General features: G+C 62.9%; 18 protein-coding genes and 1 pseudogene. 12 read left to right on the top strand and 7 right to left on the bottom strand.

Annotation, left to right across the window (positions count from 1 at the left end; all coding sequences use genetic code 11):
* Window positions 1–98: 98 nt before the first annotated feature.
* Complete coding sequence (locus tag M1B35_RS27915) at window positions 99–2510, bottom strand: beta-galactosidase (protein WP_268263663.1); 2412 nt, start codon at window positions 2508–2510, stop codon at window positions 99–101.
* A gap of 94 nt (window positions 2511–2604) precedes the next feature.
* Entirely contained in the window at window positions 2605–4749 is a 2145-nt protein-coding gene (gene dinG / locus M1B35_RS27910; protein ID WP_123336511.1) for an ATP-dependent DNA helicase DinG, read from the bottom strand.
* A 99-nt stretch (window positions 4750–4848) separates the two neighbouring features.
* Here dinG and M1B35_RS27905 point away from each other — a divergent pair.
* A pseudogene (locus M1B35_RS27905) lies at window positions 4849–5314 on the top strand (CopD family protein).
* 103 nt (window positions 5315–5417) lie between these two features.
* On the opposite strand, the gene M1B35_RS27900 reads toward M1B35_RS27905, so the two are convergent.
* The 4 genes from M1B35_RS27900 to M1B35_RS31990 all read right to left on the bottom strand — a co-directional run bounded on the left by M1B35_RS27900 (window position 5418) and on the right by M1B35_RS31990 (window position 8095).
* A complete protein-coding gene (locus M1B35_RS27900; RefSeq protein WP_268263662.1) occupies window positions 5418–6176 on the bottom strand; it encodes a collagen-like protein in 759 nt (252 codons plus the stop codon).
* A complete protein-coding gene (locus M1B35_RS27895; RefSeq protein WP_123336516.1) occupies window positions 6169–6447 on the bottom strand; it encodes a DUF1145 domain-containing protein in 279 nt (92 codons plus the stop codon). Before M1B35_RS27895 ends, M1B35_RS27900 begins: the two co-directional genes overlap by 8 nt.
* A gap of 137 nt (window positions 6448–6584) precedes the next feature.
* The gene (locus M1B35_RS27890; RefSeq protein WP_268263661.1) at window positions 6585–7310 is read right to left on the bottom strand and encodes a PA1041 family peptidoglycan-binding anchor lipoprotein; all 726 of its coding nucleotides are present in this window, start codon (window positions 7308–7310) and stop codon (window positions 6585–6587) included.
* Window positions 7311–7399: 89 nt separating this feature from the next.
* Window positions 7400–8095: a PA1041 family peptidoglycan-binding anchor lipoprotein gene (locus tag M1B35_RS31990; RefSeq protein ID WP_123336520.1), complete on the bottom strand. Its 696-nt coding sequence runs from the start codon at window positions 8093–8095 to the stop codon at window positions 7400–7402.
* A gap of 191 nt (window positions 8096–8286) precedes the next feature.
* Between M1B35_RS31990 and M1B35_RS27875 the strand changes: the two genes are divergently transcribed.
* From M1B35_RS27875 to M1B35_RS27860, 4 genes are read left to right on the top strand one after another with little or no spacing between them, the layout of a single operon-like run.
* Window positions 8287–8784 (top strand): DUF6231 family protein, encoded by a 498-nt coding sequence (locus M1B35_RS27875; protein ID WP_268263660.1) that lies wholly within the window; start codon window positions 8287–8289, stop codon window positions 8782–8784.
* A 4-nt stretch (window positions 8785–8788) separates the two neighbouring features.
* The gene (locus tag M1B35_RS27870; protein ID WP_123336524.1) at window positions 8789–9265 is read left to right on the top strand and encodes a YchJ family protein; all 477 of its coding nucleotides are present in this window, start codon (window positions 8789–8791) and stop codon (window positions 9263–9265) included.
* A gap of 60 nt (window positions 9266–9325) precedes the next feature.
* Window positions 9326–9811 (top strand): LEA/WHy family protein, encoded by a 486-nt coding sequence (locus M1B35_RS27865; protein WP_268263659.1) that lies wholly within the window; start codon window positions 9326–9328, stop codon window positions 9809–9811.
* Window positions 9812–9816: 5 nt separating this feature from the next.
* The gene (locus M1B35_RS27860; protein WP_123336528.1) at window positions 9817–10026 is read left to right on the top strand and encodes an SEC-C metal-binding domain-containing protein; all 210 of its coding nucleotides are present in this window, start codon (window positions 9817–9819) and stop codon (window positions 10024–10026) included.
* Between the two features lie 29 nt (window positions 10027–10055).
* On the opposite strand, the gene M1B35_RS27855 is transcribed toward M1B35_RS27860, so the two are convergent.
* Window positions 10056–10604, bottom strand: coding sequence for a cysteine hydrolase family protein (locus M1B35_RS27855; RefSeq protein WP_268263658.1), 549 nt, complete (start codon window positions 10602–10604; stop codon window positions 10056–10058).
* Between the two features lie 145 nt (window positions 10605–10749).
* Between M1B35_RS27855 and M1B35_RS27850 the strand changes: the two genes are divergently transcribed.
* The 7 genes from M1B35_RS27850 (at window position 10750) to M1B35_RS27820 (ending at window position 18437) form a co-directional block, all read left to right on the top strand.
* A complete protein-coding gene (locus M1B35_RS27850) occupies window positions 10750–11394 on the top strand; it encodes a glutathione binding-like protein (protein ID WP_268263657.1) in 645 nt (214 codons plus the stop codon).
* 142 nt (window positions 11395–11536) lie between these two features.
* Window positions 11537–13972: a penicillin acylase family protein gene (locus tag M1B35_RS27845; protein WP_268263656.1), complete on the top strand. Its 2436-nt coding sequence runs from the start codon at window positions 11537–11539 to the stop codon at window positions 13970–13972.
* Window positions 13973–14238: 266 nt separating this feature from the next.
* A complete protein-coding gene (locus M1B35_RS27840; protein ID WP_123336536.1) occupies window positions 14239–15021 on the top strand; it encodes a transporter substrate-binding domain-containing protein in 783 nt (260 codons plus the stop codon).
* 57 nt (window positions 15022–15078) lie between these two features.
* Complete coding sequence (locus M1B35_RS27835) at window positions 15079–15807, top strand: ABC transporter permease (RefSeq protein ID WP_123336538.1); 729 nt, start codon at window positions 15079–15081, stop codon at window positions 15805–15807.
* Window positions 15804–16514: an ABC transporter permease gene (locus M1B35_RS27830; protein ID WP_123336540.1), complete on the top strand. Its 711-nt coding sequence runs from the start codon at window positions 15804–15806 to the stop codon at window positions 16512–16514. Before M1B35_RS27835 ends, M1B35_RS27830 begins: the two co-directional genes overlap by 4 nt.
* A gap of 26 nt (window positions 16515–16540) precedes the next feature.
* Window positions 16541–17659: a succinylglutamate desuccinylase/aspartoacylase family protein gene (locus M1B35_RS27825; protein WP_268263655.1), complete on the top strand. Its 1119-nt coding sequence runs from the start codon at window positions 16541–16543 to the stop codon at window positions 17657–17659.
* Between the two features lie 13 nt (window positions 17660–17672).
* Window positions 17673–18437 carry an ABC transporter ATP-binding protein gene (locus tag M1B35_RS27820; protein WP_123336544.1) on the top strand — a complete coding sequence of 255 codons (765 nt, stop codon included), beginning with the start codon at window positions 17673–17675 and terminating at the stop codon, window positions 18435–18437.
* The last annotated feature ends 58 nt before the right edge of the window (window positions 18438–18495 follow it).

Here is an 18495-nt window from a genome sequence, read left to right as displayed (position 1 = left end):
TTCCAGCCCTGAAGGTTTTTGGAAACAACCCCGGCAGGCGCCGAGCGGCCGATGAGATGACCCGAAACCTCAGCGCCAGCGCCTGAAAAAGATGCCCCTTAGTGACCGTTGCCCGAATGGCCACCCGCGTGACCGGCGCCGGGCCCCTGGCCCTTGCCGTCATGGCCCTTCTGAGCACCGTCGCCGCCATGGCTCTCGCCGGCTGCCTGGGCCTTTGCGGCCTCCTTGCTAAGTTGGTCGACAGCCTGCAGGTTGCTTTTGCGCACGCTGTCGACAAAGCCCTGGAACGGCACATCGGTGATCCCCACCAGACCGAAGTGGCCATTTTCGCCATCCAGCAAACGACCGGTCACCGGTTGATCGAGGTATTGGAACCAGTGCACGCCAACAATCGACGGCTCGCTCAACGCCTGCTTGAGGAAGTTGGCGTAGGCCGGGCCACGGTCTTCTTCCCGGGCCAACTCGGTCGCCCCGCCCCACAGCGGGCCGCGATCGCGGGAGCCGAAGTTGAACTCGGTGATCAGCACCGGTTTGTCCAGGCCGCGCAGCTGTTCGAAGTCGTAACCGTCCTGGGGCTTGAGGGTGTACATATTGAAGCTCAGCACGTCGCAGTACTGGGCACAGGAAGCCACCGCCTCCGGTGTGCTGACGGCATAACGACCGCCCAGCAACAGCTGGTTCGGCGCATGCCACTTCAACGAATCAGAGATGGTCTTGAAATAGGTGTCGGCGAAGACCTTCTGGAAGTACTTGAAGTCGGCTTCGATCTCCGGATGTTCCGGGCTTGGCAGCGGCGGCACGAAACCTGGGTCTTCCATCAATTCCCAGGCCGGCAGGTCGATGCCCCAGGCCTTCGACAGGCCCGCCTGGTTGCGGTACTTGTCCCGCAGTTGCTTGAGAAATGCGCGCTTGGCCGGCACGTCGGTGGTCAGGCGCAGCGTGCCATAGGCCAGGGCATAACGGGCCTTGGCATCGTCGCCGGGGCCGGCCCAGGCCAGTTCGTTGTCGGCGAAGTAACCGATCAGCCAGGGATCGTCGCGGTGATCGCGAGCGGCAATCGCCACGGCTCTCTCGGTGGCCATGGCGAAGCGCGGGTCGAAGGGGTCGGGCATGCCGCCCCACCAATCGCTGCCGGTGCTGATGCTGGCGTAATCACCGACGATCGACAGCGGCAAGGTGTAGGGCACCCGGGCATTCAAGTCCAGGGCCGGTGCGCTCCAGTTACCGATGGTGTTGAAGCCCCAGGCCTGCAAGCGGTCCAGGGTGTGGCCAACCCAGCGTTTTTCATCGAGGCGCGCGGCCACGCAAGGGGCGACTGCGGCGGCCTCGGTCTGGTCCGTGCTGACCTCGGATTCGGTCTTGGCAGCTACGGCCACACCGGCCGGGGACTTGCTGCCCGGAACACAGGTTGTGCCGTAGGTGCGCCGCAAGTTGGCGCCATAGAAGTCGTACCAGCGCCCATTGCTGTAGGCGCGGCCCTTGTCGGCACCGTTGCCGCCGCGGTTGTCGCCCTCGCCGTAGAAGGCCGCCAGGGGCTCATCAGCCGTCGGCAGGCCGCCGAACATCCACTCACGCCCGGCAATGTAGGTCTGGCTGTTGTCGGGGGTGACGGTATTAACCCCCAAGGAGTAGAACGGATGGCCTTCGGGGGTCACCAGGTACCAGCGACCGTCGCGCTTCTCGGTGTGGAAAAAACCACTGGCCTTGAACGATGGGCCCTGGGTCCAGCCACCGAACTTGTCCAGGGACGCCTTTTCGCGTTCCGCCAGCCAGGCCTTGAGTTGCTGTTGTTCCTTGGCATCTGCGGCCTTGAGCTGCTCGTCGCTGCTGATCTTTTCTGGCCATTTGGCCCGGGTCGACTGGCCATAGGCATCCACCAGCGATCCATAGACCGCCTGCACCACGCCCTCGCCGTCCTGTACGCCAAAGCGCTCCAGCAGGATGCTCTGGGCAGCGTTGGGTTTATCCAGCGACAAAGTCACCGACACCACTTGGCTGCGGTCCAGTTCACCCTCGCTGCTGGCCAGCAGGATGCGTTGGCCGTCCACGGTCATCGGCATCGGCGGGCCGGCTTTCATGCCCTGGCTCAACGAAGAGCTGGGCACCAGCGGCACCAGCAAGGTCTGCGCCGGGCCAGCCGGCAAGTCGATGCGACTGACCAGGGTCTTGCCGTCGTTGCTCTGGATCTTGACGTAGAGAGTCAGCGCCCAGTTCATCGCGCTCTGGATGCGCAAGCTCATCATCCCCGACTGCGACCAGTCCCAGGCGCCGGTCTGCGGGGTCAGGCGCAGGCTGGGCTCGGTAACGGGGTTAAAGGTCACGCGACGCAACACCTCGCCTTCGGCCGTTTGCTCCGCGTTGGATTGCGGCAGGCTGGCATCTTGTGTCGCCACCCGCACCACATCGGCGGGCCGGACAAAGTTGAACAGCGTCTGCTGGCCCGCCGGCGCTGCGAGCAGCGGCGTAGAGCACAACAGAGCAAAAATGGCAGGCAACGAGCGGCGCATCATAAAAAGCAAATTCTCCCTTGCGGCCGATCAATCGGCCGGTATTGATTCGGTGACAGGCAATAGACAGCGCGGCGGAGCAATATGCGGGCCGCGCTTAAGATATTTCCCGGCGAAACGGCGGCAAGGCATTGAGGATCGCCTTGCCATAACGCTGGGTGACCAGGCGTCGATCCAGCAGGGTGATGGTGCCGCGGTCCTGTTCGGTCCGCAGCAGGCGACCACAGGCCTGGACCAGCTTGAGGGAGGCATCCGGCACCGAAATCTCCATAAACGGATTGCCTCCTCGCGCCTCGATCCACTCTGCCAGCGCCGCTTCCACGGGGTCGTCGGGCACAGAGAATGGAATCTTGGCGATCACCACGTGTTCACAATAGGCGCCGGGCAAGTCCACGCCTTCGGCAAAACTGGCCAGGCCGAAGAGCACGCTGGAGTCCCCTCCGTCGACCCGCGCCTTGTGCTTGTTAAGGGTTTCCTGCTTCGACAGGTTGCCCTGGATAAACACCTGTTTGCGCCAGTCGCGATCCAGGCCGTCGAACACGTCCTGCATCTGCTTGCGCGACGAAAACAGCACCAGGGTGCCCCGGGAGCCTTCCACCAGTTCCGGCAGGTCGCGGATGATTGCTGCGGTATGTGCAGGCGCATCCCGGGGGTCGGCACGCAGGTCGGGGACCCGCAACACGCCGGCATCGGCATGGTGGAAAGGACTGGGCACCACGGCGGTCACGGCCTTTTTCGGCAGCCCAGCGCGCATGCGGAAGCGGTCGAAGGTGCCCAGGGCGGTGAGCGTCGCGGAAGTCACCAGGGCCCCGTAGGCCACGTTCCACAGGTTACGCCGGAGCATCTCCGCCGCGAGGATCGGGCTGGCATTGACCTCGATATCGAACAGCGAACCGCTTTCCGCCAGGGTCAGCCAGCGCGCCATGGGCGGGTTGTCTTCCGGGTCCTCGACGGTGAACGCAGTCCACAACTCCCAGTTGCCCGACGCCCGGGCCAGCAGGCTGCCGAACAGCGGATACCACTCCTCGGCCTGGTTGCTGGCGATGCCGATGTTGACCTCGCCATCCATGCCTTCCTTGAGCAACTCGGTCAGGCGGGTGAACAGGTCGGTGAGCCGGGAAAAGCCTTTTTTCAGCTCGATGCCCATTTCCCGCATGTGCTCGGGAATCAACCCGCCGACAAAGCGATGGCGCGGCCGCTCGCGGCCTTCCATGTCTTCGCCAGTCTTGAAGTCGGCAATCTGCTCGCAGGCGGTGAACATGAACTGCTGCTGGGTCTTGATCTCCCGCGCCAGCTCCGGCACCTGCTCGATCAGCTTGCCCAAGTCGCCCGGCAGCGGGTGCTGGGCCAGGAGCTTGGTGAGGTTCTTGGCCGTTTGCTCCAGCCAGTCGGCGGTGGAACGCAGGCGGGTGTAGTGGGCGAAGTGGCCGATGGCCTTGTCCGGCAGGTGATGGCCTTCGTCGAACACATACAGGGTGTCGCGCGGGTCCGGCAGCACGGCGCCGCCGCCCAGGGCCAGGTCAGCCAGGACCATGTCATGGTTGGTGACGATCACATCGACCTTGCCCATGCCTTCGCGGGCCTTATAGAAGGCGCACTGGCCGAAGTTCGGGCAATGACGGTTGGTGCACTGGCTGTGATCGGTGGTCAGGCGCGCCCAATCGGCGTCTTCCAGGGCATTGGGCCAGCTGTCGCGGTCGCCGTCCCATTTATTCCCGGCGAGCTTCTCGATCATGCTGGTGAACAGCTTCTGGCTGGCCTCATCCACTTCGATCTTGAAGCCTTCTTCCTCGAACAGCTGGGCAGTGGCGGTTTGTGCGTGGCCTTCCTGCAGCAGCATGTCGAGCTTGGACAGGCACATGTAGCGCCCACGCCCCTTGGCCAGGGAGAAGGTGAAGTTCAGACCGCTGTTGCGCATCAGGTCGGGCAGGTCTTTGTAGACGATCTGCTCCTGCAGGGCGACGGTGGCGGTGGCAATCACCAGGCGCTTGCCGGCGGCCTTGGCCGTGGGGATCGCAGCCAGGCTGTAGGCCACGGTTTTCCCGGTACCGGTGCCGGCTTCCACTGCCACGATGGCAGGGTCGCCGCTGCGGCGGCCTTCGTCATCGGTGTCGATATCGCCCAGGACCTTGGCCACTTCGGCGATCATCAGGCGCTGGCCGTAACGCGGCTTGAGGCTCTTGGCCTCGAGGAAACGCGAGTAGGCTCCCTGGATCGTGGTTTTGAGTTCGTTGCTGATCATGGTTCTTCGGGCGCGGAAAACGCTGGATAAATTTTCAGTGGTTCGGATCGGCCGCTATCATAACGCGCTAATTCATCCTGCGCAGAACGGAGTACCCGAATGACCGCCTTTGCCCTTGCTTACGCCCTGCATGTACTGGCCGCCCTCGTCTGGGTCGGCGGTATGTTTTTCGCTTGGATGGTGCTGCGCCCGGCGGCTGGCGCGGCACTGGAGGGCCCGGCGCGACTGAAGCTGTGGGTGGAAGTGTTTCAACGTTTTTTTTGTCTGGGTCTGGGTTGCGGTGGCGATCTTGCCGATCAGTGGCATGGGCCTGCTGCACCTGCGCTTCAACGGCTTTGAAACGGCACCGCGCTACGTACAGATCATGATGGGCGTGTACCTGGTGATGACCGCGCTGTTTATCCGTATCCAGTCCTTGCAACTGCCGGAACTGCGCCTGGCCGTGGCGGCCGAAGACTGGCCGGCGGGCGCAGCGGCCCTGGGACGGATTCGCAGGCTGGTGGGCTGTAACCTGATCATCGGCCTGCTGTTGGTGGCGCTGGCCGCCGCTCGCCCGATGTTCTAGAGGTGATGGATTTTCAACGGCCCTGAATGCAACAAGCCCGCCCCCTTTAATAGGGGCGGGCTTGCATAGGGCTTGCCTGACTGCGGCGCAATAGTCGACGCGCTTACAAACGCTGCACCGTCAGCGAGCCCGGAGCCCCGGCGGCGCCCGGCAAGCCTTCGGCACCGGCCCGTCCGCTCTTGCCGCCATCGGTGCGGTACACGAAGCAGCCCTTGGATTTGCCACCGGTCCCCGGCTTGCCGCCCGCACCGGCAACACCACCGGCACCGCCATCGACCCAGACCTTGATCTGCGCGTCCGGATAGTCCCGCGGCAATTCCACCCGCACCTGAGCGCCCGGCGCGCCTGGCCGGCCATCACCACCACTGTCGCCATCGGCACCCCGCCCGGCCTGACCCCAGGTACACCCTGGTTCCTTGCCATTGGCCCCGTCGAGCCCGACATACCCCGGAGCCCCAGCACCGCCACGGGCATCCACCGACAATTCATCGGCCGTCAGCGACTCAATCCGCAGGCTCAAATTACGCCCTGGCTTGGCCGCCTTCTGATAGGTGCCCGGCGCCCCTCGCGAGGTGATCTGGCTGCCCGGCTCCAGTTCGGCGTGCTGCACACTCAATTGCAACGCCTGCTCGGCGGGAACGATGGCAATGCGTGCTTCGCGGCCCAAGTGCAACTCGCCGATCTGCACTTGGGTGACGTTGGCAGGAATCAGCAGGGTGCCGTAATCGGCGACGCTCAACCGCTCCAGTTGCAAGGTGCTGGTGGTATTGGGCAAACGCATCAGGGAGTTGGTTTCCACCGTCACGGCTTGAGCCAGGGCCAAGGGACTGCAGAACAACGCCAGCAGGCAATACTTATGCATGATCGGCCTCCACCGAAACAGGGGCCGGAAGGGTTTGCACATGGAAAATCCCCACCAGCAAAATGTGCAGGCGGTCACGCCAAGGGTGGACACGTCCTTTGAGGCTGCCATTGAACAGCAGCAACTCCAGCACATGGGTCAGCAGCAACAAGCTGCCCGCCAGGTTGACCAATAGGTGAAACGGGTTGATCAAGGGCCTGGCCAGATTGATCAGGACCACCAGCCAAAACACCAAGGTCAGAAACTTACCCAACCCCCACACGATTTTCATATGCCCCCCTCGCGCTTTTTTCTTTGGACGCACAGTAACGACTTATCTCGGCGATAAGCCAGTGGGGGATGAAAATTCTTCTCAAGACCACGCTTTAGCCGCCGGATCGACGAGGATCGCCGACCCGGCGCCAGGCATCAGCGCTGCAGATGCAGTTCGACCCTGCGGTTCAATGCCCGCCCTTGTTCGGTGGCGTTATCCGCGACCGGCTGGCTTTCCCCCAGGCCCTGGCTGGTGAGCTTGTTCGGCGCCAGGCCCTGGCTGAGCAGAAAGGCCGCGACACTGCTGGCGCGACGCTCGGAGAGCGCCTGGTTATAGGCGTCCGACCCCTGGCTGTCGGTATGGCCAATCACCTTGATGCTCACCACATCGGCATGAGCCAACTTGGCCATCAGCCCCTGCAACTGGTTACGGGCCTCGGCGGTCAGTTCCGCAGAGTCAAAGGCAAACAGCACATGGCCCTGATCGCTGAGGGTGATCACCTCGGTGGCCGGTGCAGGCTCGGGCGCAGGAGCCTTGGCCGCCGGGTACTGAGGCAACGGGCAACCGCGATTGTCCACCGGGGTATTGGCGGGGGTGTCAGCGCAACGGTCGCGGCGATCGAAGACACCATCACCGTCTTCATCACCGTCCTGGGCGTAGCAGATGAGGCCACCACCGATCACACCCAGGGCCGCACCGCCGGCGGCCCAGCCCGCGCTTTCGATCGCGCCCAGCCCACCGCCCACCAGCCCGCCAAGCAGGCTGCAGATCGGCCAGGTCCGTTGATTGAGGGGGGCAGTGCCATCGCTGTGGGTTGCGCAACCTGTGAGCAGGCTGCCGAACAGCAGGACCGGCAACACGGTCCGAGAGAGAACGTTCATCAAGAATGCTCCAGTGTCACCGGAGAGACCGGTAACACTGGAGTAAAGACCGCCATCGGCAGCTACACAAGCCGCGTAGACAAAGGGCTTCAGCGATTGATCTGAATTTCCGTGCGGCGGTTCAAGGCGCGCCCGTCAGCGGTTTTATTGTCGGCCACCGGCTGACTTTCACCGGCACCGGAGACCGAGACGAAACTGGCCCGTGGAATGCCGTTGTTGATCAGGTACTCCACCACCGAATGGGCACGTTTCTCCGAGAGTTTCTGGTTGTAGACGTCACTGCCGACGCTGTCGGTGTGGCCAGTCACTCGAAGCTGTGCAGTCGGCGCTTCTTGTTTCAGGCGGGTGACGATGGTGCCGAGCTTGTTCTGGTCGGCGGCGGTCAGCTTGGCCGAGTCGAACTGGAAGTGCACATCACGAATGACGATGGTTTCTTCCTTGACCACCACCACTTCTTCGACCACGGCGACCGGCACCGGTGGCGGGCAGCCATTGGCATCGACCTGCACACCCTTGGGCGTATGCGGGCACTTGTCGCGGCTGTCCGGGACGCCATCACCGTCTTCGTCGCCATCGCCGTGCACCCAGCAATAGGCACCGGCCAAGCCACCCACCACCAAGGCCCCACCGCCGGCCCACGATGCACTCTCGGTGGCGCCGAGGGCGGCACCGGTCACGCCGCCGACTGCGGCGCAGGTCGGCCAGTCGGTTTTCTGCAAGCCTGCACAACCAGTCAACACACTGGTTAGCAGAACCAAGGGTAATGCTGTCCGAATGATGCTCATCTAGTTTCTCCTGAGGGGATCGGCCCGAAGCCGATCATCGGAGTAAAGACCGCGCTTTTAATCTCCGCCAGCAATAGGCCATCTCGGCTTTGGCCCAACAATTACGGGCGCCCCGGGGTTTAAGTGAAAAACCGCTCTAGGCCAGCAGGGGCCGGCGCGCTAGTCTTTGCAGTTCTGATTGAGGATCGACGATGACCGCTGGCATTTCTTCGCGCACGCCCCAGCAAGCTCTGGCGGCTTTACTGGACCGTTATGCACCGCAACAGCTGTTGCTGATCGGCGCCAGTGACTTCCCGGCCCTTGAGGCATTCAAGCAAGCCCACCCCGACACCTGCGTGGCCCAGGCGGCCCCTGGCCCTTTGCCGCCGGAGCTGGCTGCACGCCGCTTCGACCTGGCCCTGGCGGTGGATTGCCTGGAGCACTTGCCCAAGCGCGACGGCCTGAACCTGCTGGGCGGGATCCGTAACCTCAACGCCAGCCGCATCGCGGTGCTGGCCGACCTGGACGCCTGCGGCTGGCTGGACACCGACTTCTTCTCCCTGGCCCTGCAAGCCAGCGAGCGTTTCCAGCGTGAAGCGCAGGAACTGACCCTGTTTACCTACGATCTGCTTGACTACAAACAGGTGCCCGACTGGCTCAACTCAAGGTTCTGGGCAAACCCGGAAAACTTCGGCAAGTACTGGTGGTAATGCAATGAGTGCTTCTATTTGTCCCTGCGGCAGCGGCAACCTGCTGGATGCCTGCTGCGGCCACTATCATTCGGGCCATCCTGCGCCCTGCGCCGAGGCGCTGATGCGTTCGCGCTACAGCGCCTATGTCCTGGGCCTGGTGGATTACCTGGTGCAGACCACATTGCCGGCCCAGCAGGACGGGCTGGATCGCACGTCCATCAAGGACTGGAGCCTGCAAAGCACCTGGCTGGGCCTTGAGGTGGAAAGCTCGGAGGTTTTCGGCGGCCAGCCAGAGCACGCCTTCGTCACCTTCACCGCGCGCTGGCACGACAGCCAGGGCGAACACAGCCACCGCGAACGCTCCTCCTTCGTGCAGAATGACGGGCGCTGGTATTTCATCGACCCCACGGTCGCGGTCAAGGCCGGGCGCAACGACGCTTGCCCCTGCGCCAGCGGCCAGAAGTTCAAGAAATGCTGCGCCGGTTACTTCGGCCAATAACGCCATCCCCTTACCCCGCACCCACGGTTGCCTGATTGGGAGTTCAAACGGAGTAACGGCATGCTCACTCGGCGGCACGTACTAAGGACTGTCAGTCTGCTCTGGGCCTTGAGCTTGTCGGGCTGCATGTCCTGGTGGGGCGACCAGGACCGAGACCCGGCGGTGCATCTGGTCAAGGTAGAGGTGGTCAAGGCCAACCTGCTGGAGCAGCGCTTCAACCTGCACTTTCGCGTCGACAACCCCAATGACGACGATTTGACGGTGCGCCACCTGAGTTACCGCATCCATTTGGAGCGCTTCCTGCTGGCCGAGGGCGAGCACGAACACTGGTTCACCGTCGGCCCTCACCGCAGCGGCTATTTCAAGGTACCGGTGCGCACCAACCTCTGGCCGCAGATCCGCGACGTGGTGAAATTGCTGCGCAAACCCCAGCGCCCTATCCCTTATCGCCTGGAAGGTGAACTGGAAACCGGATTATTCATCGGCAAGGACGTGCACCTGAAGCGCAATGGCGAGATAATTCCCGCCGATTATTTTCCGGAGTGACCTCGATGACCCAGCAACCCCATGTCCATGGCCCAGATTGCAACCACGATCATGACCATCACGACCATCATGATCACGACCATGGCCATGTTCACGGCCCGCATTGCAACCACGCCCCTCAGGAGCCTGTGCGCAATACCTTGAAAGACGTCGGCCGCAACGACCCTTGCCCATGCGGCAGCGCCAAGAAATTCAAGAAGTGCCACGGCGCATGATGCCCTTGTAAGAGCCGCCCCGGCGGCTCTTACAGCATGTCCGCCAGCCGGACCACGGTGGCATATTCACCGTGCAGGTTGGCCAGGGACATGGCATGCACCTCTTCGGCTGAACGGGCTCGGCCATAGAAGTCCGGCTTGTCGAAGGTGTAGCAAGCGTCTTCCACCACCCAGGTGACAAACCCCAGGTTGCCCGCCGTGCGTGCCGTCGACTCCACCGAGTTATTGGTGGCCACCCCGACGATCACCAATTGCTCCACCCCCGCCCGCCGCAAATCCGCTTCCAGGGTCGTGCCACTGAAAGCATCCGGCACCTGCTTCTGAATCACCGCCTCATGCACCATCGGCACAAAGCGCGGCTGAAACTCCACACCCGATTGCCCCGGCCAGAACACCGAGTCCGGCGAGCGTGACAGGTGCTGCACGTGAATCACCGGGCGCAGGCTTTCCCGCCACAGGGCCAGCAACTCGGCCATGCAATCTTCGGCCTGCGGATTGTTGCGACGCCCCAGCTTGGGGTGATGAATGCCCTGTTGCTGGTCGATAAGGATCAGGGTGGCGTTGCCTTTGAACTCCATGGCGGCTTTTCTCTTGCGAGTCGTTGAATTTCCCGCACTTCAACATCACCTTTCACCCACAGGCAAGCGATACACAGCAGACAGGACGACCTAATGCCGGCATTTGCTGTCCTTCCATAAAGACCCATCCCTTCTGGAGAGCTGCATGATCGACCTGTATTACTGGACCACCCCCAACGGCCACAAGATTTCCCTGTTTCTTGAAGAGGCCGGCCTGCCCTACAACCTGCACCCGGTGAACATCAGCCAGGGCGAGCAGTTCAAACCCGAATTCCTCAAGATCGCGCCCAACAACCGCATCCCGGCCATTGTCGATCAGCAACCCGACGATGGCGGTGCGCCGCTGTCGCTGTTCGAGTCCGGGGCCATCCTGCTGTACCTGGCGGAAAAAACCGGGAAATTTTTGCCCACTGACCTACGCGGTCGCCAGGAAGCCCTGCAATGGCTGTTCTGGCAGATGGGGGGCCTGGGACCAATGGCCGGGCAGAACCACCACTTCAGTCGCTTCGCCCCCGAGAAAATCCCCTACGCGATCAAGCGTTATGTCGATGAAACCGCCCGCCTGTACGGGGTGCTGGACCGTCGCCTGGCGGATCGCGAGTTCGTCGCCGGCCAGGACTACAGCATCGCTGACATGGCGATCTACCCGTGGATCGTCTCCCATCAATGGCAGGGCCAGCACCTGGAGGACTTCCCCAACGTGCAGCGCTGGTTCAATCGGATCAAGGCACGACCCGCCACCGAGCGAGCCTACGCACTGGTGGCCCAGGTCAATCCGCCCAAGGCATAAAGCCGGCTGGCTCCGGCAAACGGCGGCCGGAGCCGGCTATTTGTCTTGCAACCTGCAAATACCCGCAAACCCTGCTTGCGCGGCACTGTTGCGCTCACTAACGTAGCGCCTTTATCGACGCAACCCCCGCAGGAGCTTTGCCATGGCCTCGCCAGCCCTCTCACTTTCTCTTCCCCGGCTCGGCGTGGCCGCGGCAGTGGCCGGCGTTCTCAGCCTGGCCGGTTGCCAGTCATGGAACACCCAGGACAGCCTGCCACCCACCTCTGGCGTGCAGCCACTCAAAGGCCTGGCGCAAAACGTCTCGGTACGCCGCAATGCCACAGGCGTGCCGCTGATCGAAAGCAATAGCTTCCACGACGCCCTGTTCACCCTGGGTTATGTCCAGGCCAGCGACCGCATCAGCCAGATGGTCACCCTGCGCCTGCTGGCCCAGGGCCGCCTGGCAGAAATGTCCGGGGCCGACGCCCTGGAAGTCGACCGCCTGATGCGTGCGGTGAACCTGCGCAAGAACGCCGACGAGCTGTACAAAGCCTCGTCGCCGCGCATCAAGCGCTTCTTCGAAGTCTATGCCCGGGGCGTCAATGCCTACCTGTTCCGCTACCGCGACAAGCTGCCGCCAGACCTGGCCGCCACCGGCTACAAGCCCGAGTACTGGAAGCCTGAAGACTCGGCCCTGATCTTCTGCCTGCTGAATTTCGGCCAGTCGGCCAATCTGCAGGAGGAGATCAACGCTCTGGTGCTGGCTCAGCAAGTGGGCAGCGACAAGCTGCCCTGGCTGACCCCGAGCTACCCGGATGAGCCGCTGCCCTTGGGCGAAAGCGAAAAACTCAAAGGCCTGCCGCTCAGGGTCGCCGGCCTGGCCGAGGTCAGCGCCGCCACCGAACGACTGGCCCGCCTCAACACCCTGGGCATCGCCACTGGCAGCAACCTGGCCGTCGCTCCCCAGCGCAGCCGCAGTGGCAAAAGCCTGCTGGCTGTGGACAGCTATCTGCCGGCCTGGCACTACGTGCAGATCCGCGCGCCGAAATACCAGGCCGCAGGCGCCTCGATCGCCGGCCTGCCAGCCATTCTCCAGGGGTTCAATGGCAAGGTGGCCTGGAGCCTGAGTTCGGTGAACGGTGACAACCAGGACCTGTTCCTGGAGAAACTCAAGCGCCAGGGCAACGCCCTGTACTACGAAGCCGGCGGCAAATGGCAGCCGGTCACCGTGCGCAATGAAACCTACTTCGTCAAAGGCCAGCGGCCGATCCGCGAAGCCGTCTATGAAACCCGTCACGGCCCGCTGCTCAACAGTGCCCTGGGCGGTGCCAATGCGCTGACCAGTGGCTACGGCCTGGCCCTGCAAATGCCCGACTTCAAGGACGACAAGAGCCTCGACGCGTTCTTCGACCTGTCCCGGGCGCAGAACGTCGAGAAGGCGTCGGACGCCAGCCGCGAGATCCGCGCCATTGCCCTGAACATGGTGTTCGCCGACGCCAGCAACATCGGCTGGCAAGTCACCGGCCGCTTCCCCAATCGCCGTGAAGGCCAGGGCCTGCTGCCATCGCCGGGCTGGGACGGGCGCTACGATTGGGACGGTTACGCCGACCCGATGCTCCACCCTTACGACCAGGACCCCACCAAGGGCTGGCTGGGCACGGCTAACCAACGGGTGATCACCCAGGGTTACGGCATGCAACTGTCCAACTCCTGGTACTACCCGGAGCGGGCCGAGCGCCAGGCTGAACTGGCGGGCCGGGGCAAACTCGACAACCGCGCCCTGGTGGCCCTGCAGTACGACCAGGGCAGCACCTTCGCTGCCAAACTGAAGGCCATGTTTGAAGCACCGGGCATGGCACAGCCGCTGAAAAAGGCCATCGATGCCCTGCCGGACGCAGAACGCAGCAAGGCTCGCGAAGCCTACAGCCGACTGATGGCATTCGATGGCCGGGTCAGCGCCAGCTCGGCGGACGCGGCTATTTATGAACTGTTCCTGCAGGAAAGCGCGAAGCAGATCTTCCTCGACAAACTGGGCCCGGAATCCAGCGCCACCTGGAAAGCCTTCGTCAGCAACGCCCAACTGTCCTACTCGGCCCAGGCCGACCACCTGCTGGGCCGCGAAGACAGCCCGTTCTGGGACGACTCGCGGACCCCGCAGAAGGAAGACAAGCCGGCGATCCTCGCCCGCAGCCTGGCGGCCAGCATCAGTGCCGGAGAAAGCCTGATGGGCGCCGACCGCAAGGCCTGGCAATGGGGCAAGCTGCACAGCTACCAATGGAACGCCGCCAATGGCCAAGCCCTGCGCGCGCCGTTGCAAGCGGGTGGCGACCACAGCACCCTGAATGGTGCGGCCTATCGTTGGGGCCAGGACTTCGCTGTCAGCGATACCCCGGCCCTGCGCTTTATCGTCGACTTCGGCCAGCTCGAACCGCTGACCGCCATGAACAGCACGGGCCAGTCGGGCAATCCGGCCAGCCCTTTCTACGCCAACGGCATCGACGGCTGGCTCAAGGGCCAGTACCTGAGCCTGCCGCTGCAACCGCAGAACTTCGAGCGCAGCTACGGCAAAACCCGCCTGACCCTGGTGCCCGGCAAGTAACCTCGCCCAAGCCCGCCCTGCACTGGTGCAGGAGCGGGCTTGCCCGCGACCTCCCCCTTGCTTACCCCTTCGCCCTGTATTGAGGCAGGCATTTCGTCGCGCCCGATTTCAGGGCGGCAGCGATGCTCAAGCACCTCTCTCCCCACCTTTTAAAACGCTTGTTCGGGACTCTGGTTCGGAAATTGCTACTTTCATTGAGTCTGATGCGTTCCAGTAACAGTACTCATGCGCCACAAGCGCTCATATTGGTTTTTAGGGATTGAATAATGAAAAAAGCATTGCTGACCCTTTCTGCACTGGCACTCTGCATGGCCGCCGGCTCCGCCCTGGCCAAGGACTACAAGGAACTGCGCTTTGGCGTGGACCCGTCGTACGCCCCATTTGAGTCCAAAGCAGCCGACGGCAGCCTGGTGGGCTTCGACATCGACCTGGGCAACGCCATCTGCGCGGAGCTGAAGGTCAAGTGCAAGTGGGTTGAAAGCGACTTCGACGGCATGATCCCCGGCCTCAAGGCCAACAAATTCGACGGCGTGATCTCGTCCATGACCGTGACCCCGGCGCGGGAAAAGGTCATCGACTTCTCCAACGAACTGTTCTCCGGCCCGACGTCCTTCGTGTTCAAGAAAGGCTCGGGGCTGACCGAAGAAACCGCCTCCCTGAAAGGCAAGACCGTGGGTTACGAGCAAGGCACCATCCAGGAAGCCTACGCCAAGGCCGTGCTGGACAAGGCCGGGGTCAAGACCCAGGCCTACCAGAACCAGGACCAGGTTTACTCCGACCTGATTTCCGGCCGCCTGGACGCCTCGATCCAAGACATGCTGCAAGCCGAGCTGGGCTTCCTGAAGTCGCCACAAGGGGCTGACTACGAGGTCAGCAAGCCGGTGGATGATCCATTGCTCCCTTCCAAGACCGCCGTCGGCATCTCGAAAGGTAACAAAGAGCTGAAAGCCCTTCTGGATAAAGGTATCAAAGCGTTACACGATGATGGCACCTACGCCACTATCCAGAAAAAGCACTTCGGCGATCTGAACCTCTACAGCGGTAAATAATGCCCTGGCGCCCATCTCCCGATGGGCGCTTTTTTTATCGCCACAGGTCCCCGATTTATGTTCGAAGAACTCCTGCAAAGCCTAGGGCTTTCAGCATTCAGCCTGAAGGGCTTCGGCCCCTTGTTGCTGGAAGGCACCTGGATGACCATCAAGCTCTCGGTACTGTCGCTGCTGGTGAGCGTCCTGCTCGGCCTGATCGGCGCCAGCGCCAAATTGTCCCGCCTGAAACTGCTGCGGGTCCCGGCCCAGCTCTACACCACGCTGATTCGCGGAGTGCCGGACCTGGTGCTGATGCTGCTGATTTTCTACAGCCTACAAACCTGGCTGACCTCCTTTACCGACTTCATGGAATGGGAATACATCGAAATCAACCCATTCAGCGCCGGGGTCATCACCCTGGGCTTTATCTATGGTGCCTATTTCACGGAAACCTTCCGCGGCGCCATCCTCGCCGTGCCCCGCGGCCAGGTGGAAGCAGCGACGGCCTACGGCCTGAAACGCGCCCAGCGCTTTCGCTTCGTGGTCTTCCCGCAAATGATGCGTTTTGCCCTGCCGGGCATCGGCAACAACTGGATGGTCATGCTCAAGGCCACGGCCCTGGTGTCGATCATCGGCCTGGCGGACTTGGTCAAGGCGGCCCAGGACGCGGGCAAAAGCACGTATCAACTGTTTTATTTCCTGGTCATCGCGGCGCTGATCTACCTGCTGATCACCAGCGCGTCCAACGTCGTCCTGCGCTGGCTTGAACGCCGCTACGCCGCAGGTTCCCGGGAGGCCGTGCGATGATCGAGCTCTTGCAGGAATACTGGCGCCCCTTCCTTTATAGCGACGGCTACAACATCACCGGCCTGGCCATGACCCTGTGGCTGCTCAGCGCCTCGATCTGCATCGGTTTCCTGGTGTCGATCCCGCTGTCCATCGCCCGTGTCTCGCCCAAGCGCTATGTCCGCTGGCCAGTGCAGTTCTACACCTACCTGTTCCGGGGCACGCCGCTGTATATCCAGTTGCTGATTTGCTACACGGGGATCTACAGCATCGCGGCGATCCGCGCCCAGCCGGTGCTGGATGCATTTTTTCGCGACGCCATGAACTGCACCATCCTGGCCTTCGCCCTCAACACCTGCGCCTACACCACGGAGATTTTTGCCGGGGCGATCCGCAGCATGGCCCACGGCGAAGTGGAAGCCGCCAAAGCCTATGGGCTGAGCGGCTGGAAACTGTACGCCTACGTGATCATGCCCTCGGCGCTGCGGCGCTCGCTGCCTTACTACAGCAACGAAGTGATCCTGATGCTGCACTCCACCACCGTGGCCTTCACCGCAACCATTCCGGATGTGCTGAAAGTCGCCCGTGATGCCAACTCGGCGACTTTCCTGACCTTCCAGTCCTTCGGCATTGCCGCGCTGATCTATCTGGGCGTGACCTTTGCCCTGGTGGGGCTGTTTCGCCTCGCCGAGCGTCGCTGGCTGGCCTTCCTCGGACCGACTCACTAGAACCTGCTGCGAGAATCGAACCACCCATGCGCCACCAGACTCATGACCTGCTTGCCCCGGTGCCGGGCACTGCGCGGCAGATCCACAGTTTTCACTTCGGGCCCACCGAGGGGCCGGGCAAGATCTACATCCAGTCGTCCCTGCATGCCGATGAATTGCCCGGCATGCTGGTGGCCTGGCACCTCAAGCAACGCCTGAGCGAGCTGGAAGCCGCCGGGCGCCTGCGCAGCGAAATCGTCCTGGTCCCTGTGGCCAACCCGGTGGGCCTGGAGCAGGTGCTGATGGACGTTCCATTGGGGCGCTACGAACTGGAGAGCGGGCAGAACTTCAATCGCTGGTTCGTCGACCTCAGTGACGAGGTCGGCGACCGGGTCGAGGGGCTGCTGAGCGACGACCCGCAACACAACCTCGAGCAGATCCGCGGCAGTTTGCGCGAAGCCCTGGCTCGCCAGGCACCCGCCACCCAATTGCAATCCCAACGCCTGGCCCTGCAACGCCTGGCCTGCGATGCGGACATGGTGCTGGACCTGCATTGCGATTTCGAAGCCGTGGCCCACCTGTACACCACCCCGCAAGCCTGGCCCGAGGTGGAGCCGTTGGCGCGCTACATCGGTTCGGAAGCCAGCCTGCTGGCCACTGATTCGGGCGGTCAGTCGTTCGACGAATGCTTCACCCTGCTGTGGTGGCAATTGCAGCAACGCTTCGGCGATCGCTATGCCATCCCCCAAGGCAGCGTCTCCGTGACCCTGGAGCTGCGCGGCCAGGGCGACGTCAATCACGGTCTGGCCAGCCTCGACTGCCAGGCCCTGCTGGATTACCTGACCCACTTCGGCGCCATCGACGGCCAGGCGCCGCCGCTGCCAGAGCTGCCCTACCCGGCCACGCCCCTGGCGGCGGTGGAGCCGGTCGCCACTCCGCAGGGCGGCCTGCTGGTGTTCAGCGTGCTGCCGGGGGAGTACCTGGAAGCCGGCCAGGAGGTGGCGCAAATCATCGATCCGATCACCGATCGGGTAACCCCGGTGCACTGCCAGAACGCCGGGCTGCTCTACGCCCGCTCGCTGCGACGCATGGCCACTGCCGGCATGGTGGTTGCTCACATTGCCGGCCAACAGGCCTATCGCACCGGCTACCTACTTTCGCCTTGAGGATGCACGCCCCATGTACAAACTGACCATCGAAGGCCTGCACAAATGCTATGGCGACAACCAAGTGCTCAAAGGCGTTTCGCTCAAGGCCAAGACCGGTGATGTGATCAGCCTGATCGGCGCCAGCGGCTCGGGCAAAAGCACCTTTCTGCGTTGCATCAACTTCCTGGAAACCCCTGACGACGGCGCCATGAGCCTGGACGGCCAACAGATCCGCATGGTTAGCGACCGCCACGGCATGCGCGTGGCCGACGACGCCGAACTGCAACGAATCCGCACTCGCCTGGCCATGGTCTTCCAGCACTTCAACCTGTGGAGCCACATGACCGTACTGGAGAACATCACCATGGCTCCGCGCCGAGTGCTGGGCGTCGGCAAGCAGGAGGCGGAAGAGCGGGCACGGCGCTACCTGGACAAGGTCGGCCTGCCGGCGCGCGTCGCCGACCAATACCCGGCGTTCCTCTCCGGCGGCCAGCAACAACGGGTGGCGATTGCCCGGGCCCTGGCCATGGAACCGGAAGTCATGCTGTTCGACGAACCCACCTCGGCCCTGGACCCGGAACTGGTGGGCGAAGTGCTCAAGGTGATCCAAGGCCTGGCCGAAGAAGGCCGGACCATGATTATGGTCACCCATGAAATGAGCTTCGCCCGAAAGGTATCCAGCCAGGTGCTGTTTCTGCACAAAGGCCTGGTAGAAGAAGAAGGCACACCCGAGGAAGTACTGGGGCATCCAAAAAGCGAGCGCTTGCAGCAGTTTCTCAGCGGCAACCTTAAATAAGCGCTGAGTGGCCCCGCCAGACGGACTCCCAGGATTCTCGACGGGCGGGGCGCATCAC

It is taken from the genome of Pseudomonas morbosilactucae, from assembly GCF_023241665.1.
GTDB classification, from domain to species: Bacteria; Pseudomonadota; Gammaproteobacteria; order Pseudomonadales; family Pseudomonadaceae; genus Aquipseudomonas; species Aquipseudomonas morbosilactucae.
Note: the sequence above shows the minus strand (reverse complement) of the source record. Positions and strands in the feature narration are given on the sequence as shown.

Excerpts from the sequence above, each read along its gene's own strand:
- M1B35_RS27865 (WP_268263659.1), top strand. The coding sequence starts at position 9,326 with ATGCTCACTCGGCGGCACGTACTAAGGACTGTCAGTCTGCTCTGGGCC.
- dinG (WP_123336511.1), bottom strand. The coding sequence starts at position 4,749 with ATGATCAGCAACGAACTCAAAACCACGATCCAGGGAGCCTACTCGCGT.
- M1B35_RS27840 (WP_123336536.1), top strand. The coding sequence starts at position 14,239 with ATGAAAAAAGCATTGCTGACCCTTTCTGCACTGGCACTCTGCATGGCC.
- M1B35_RS27820 (WP_123336544.1), top strand. The coding sequence starts at position 17,673 with ATGTACAAACTGACCATCGAAGGCCTGCACAAATGCTATGGCGACAAC.
- M1B35_RS27850 (WP_268263657.1), top strand. The coding sequence starts at position 10,750 with ATGATCGACCTGTATTACTGGACCACCCCCAACGGCCACAAGATTTCC.
- M1B35_RS27825 (WP_268263655.1), top strand. The coding sequence starts at position 16,541 with ATGCGCCACCAGACTCATGACCTGCTTGCCCCGGTGCCGGGCACTGCG.
- M1B35_RS27900 (WP_268263662.1), bottom strand. The coding sequence starts at position 6,176 with ATGCATAAGTATTGCCTGCTGGCGTTGTTCTGCAGTCCCTTGGCCCTG.
- M1B35_RS27890 (WP_268263661.1), bottom strand. The coding sequence starts at position 7,310 with ATGAACGTTCTCTCTCGGACCGTGTTGCCGGTCCTGCTGTTCGGCAGC.
- M1B35_RS27845 (WP_268263656.1), top strand. The coding sequence starts at position 11,537 with ATGGCCTCGCCAGCCCTCTCACTTTCTCTTCCCCGGCTCGGCGTGGCC.
- M1B35_RS27875 (WP_268263660.1), top strand. The coding sequence starts at position 8,287 with ATGACCGCTGGCATTTCTTCGCGCACGCCCCAGCAAGCTCTGGCGGCT.
- M1B35_RS27830 (WP_123336540.1), top strand. The coding sequence starts at position 15,804 with ATGATCGAGCTCTTGCAGGAATACTGGCGCCCCTTCCTTTATAGCGAC.
- M1B35_RS27835 (WP_123336538.1), top strand. The coding sequence starts at position 15,079 with ATGTTCGAAGAACTCCTGCAAAGCCTAGGGCTTTCAGCATTCAGCCTG.
- M1B35_RS27860 (WP_123336528.1), top strand. The coding sequence starts at position 9,817 with ATGACCCAGCAACCCCATGTCCATGGCCCAGATTGCAACCACGATCAT.
- M1B35_RS27915 (WP_268263663.1), bottom strand. The coding sequence starts at position 2,510 with ATGATGCGCCGCTCGTTGCCTGCCATTTTTGCTCTGTTGTGCTCTACG.
- M1B35_RS27870 (WP_123336524.1), top strand. The coding sequence starts at position 8,789 with ATGAGTGCTTCTATTTGTCCCTGCGGCAGCGGCAACCTGCTGGATGCC.
- M1B35_RS27895 (WP_123336516.1), bottom strand. The coding sequence starts at position 6,447 with ATGAAAATCGTGTGGGGGTTGGGTAAGTTTCTGACCTTGGTGTTTTGG.
- M1B35_RS27855 (WP_268263658.1), bottom strand. The coding sequence starts at position 10,604 with ATGGAGTTCAAAGGCAACGCCACCCTGATCCTTATCGACCAGCAACAG.
- M1B35_RS31990 (WP_123336520.1), bottom strand. The coding sequence starts at position 8,095 with ATGAGCATCATTCGGACAGCATTACCCTTGGTTCTGCTAACCAGTGTG.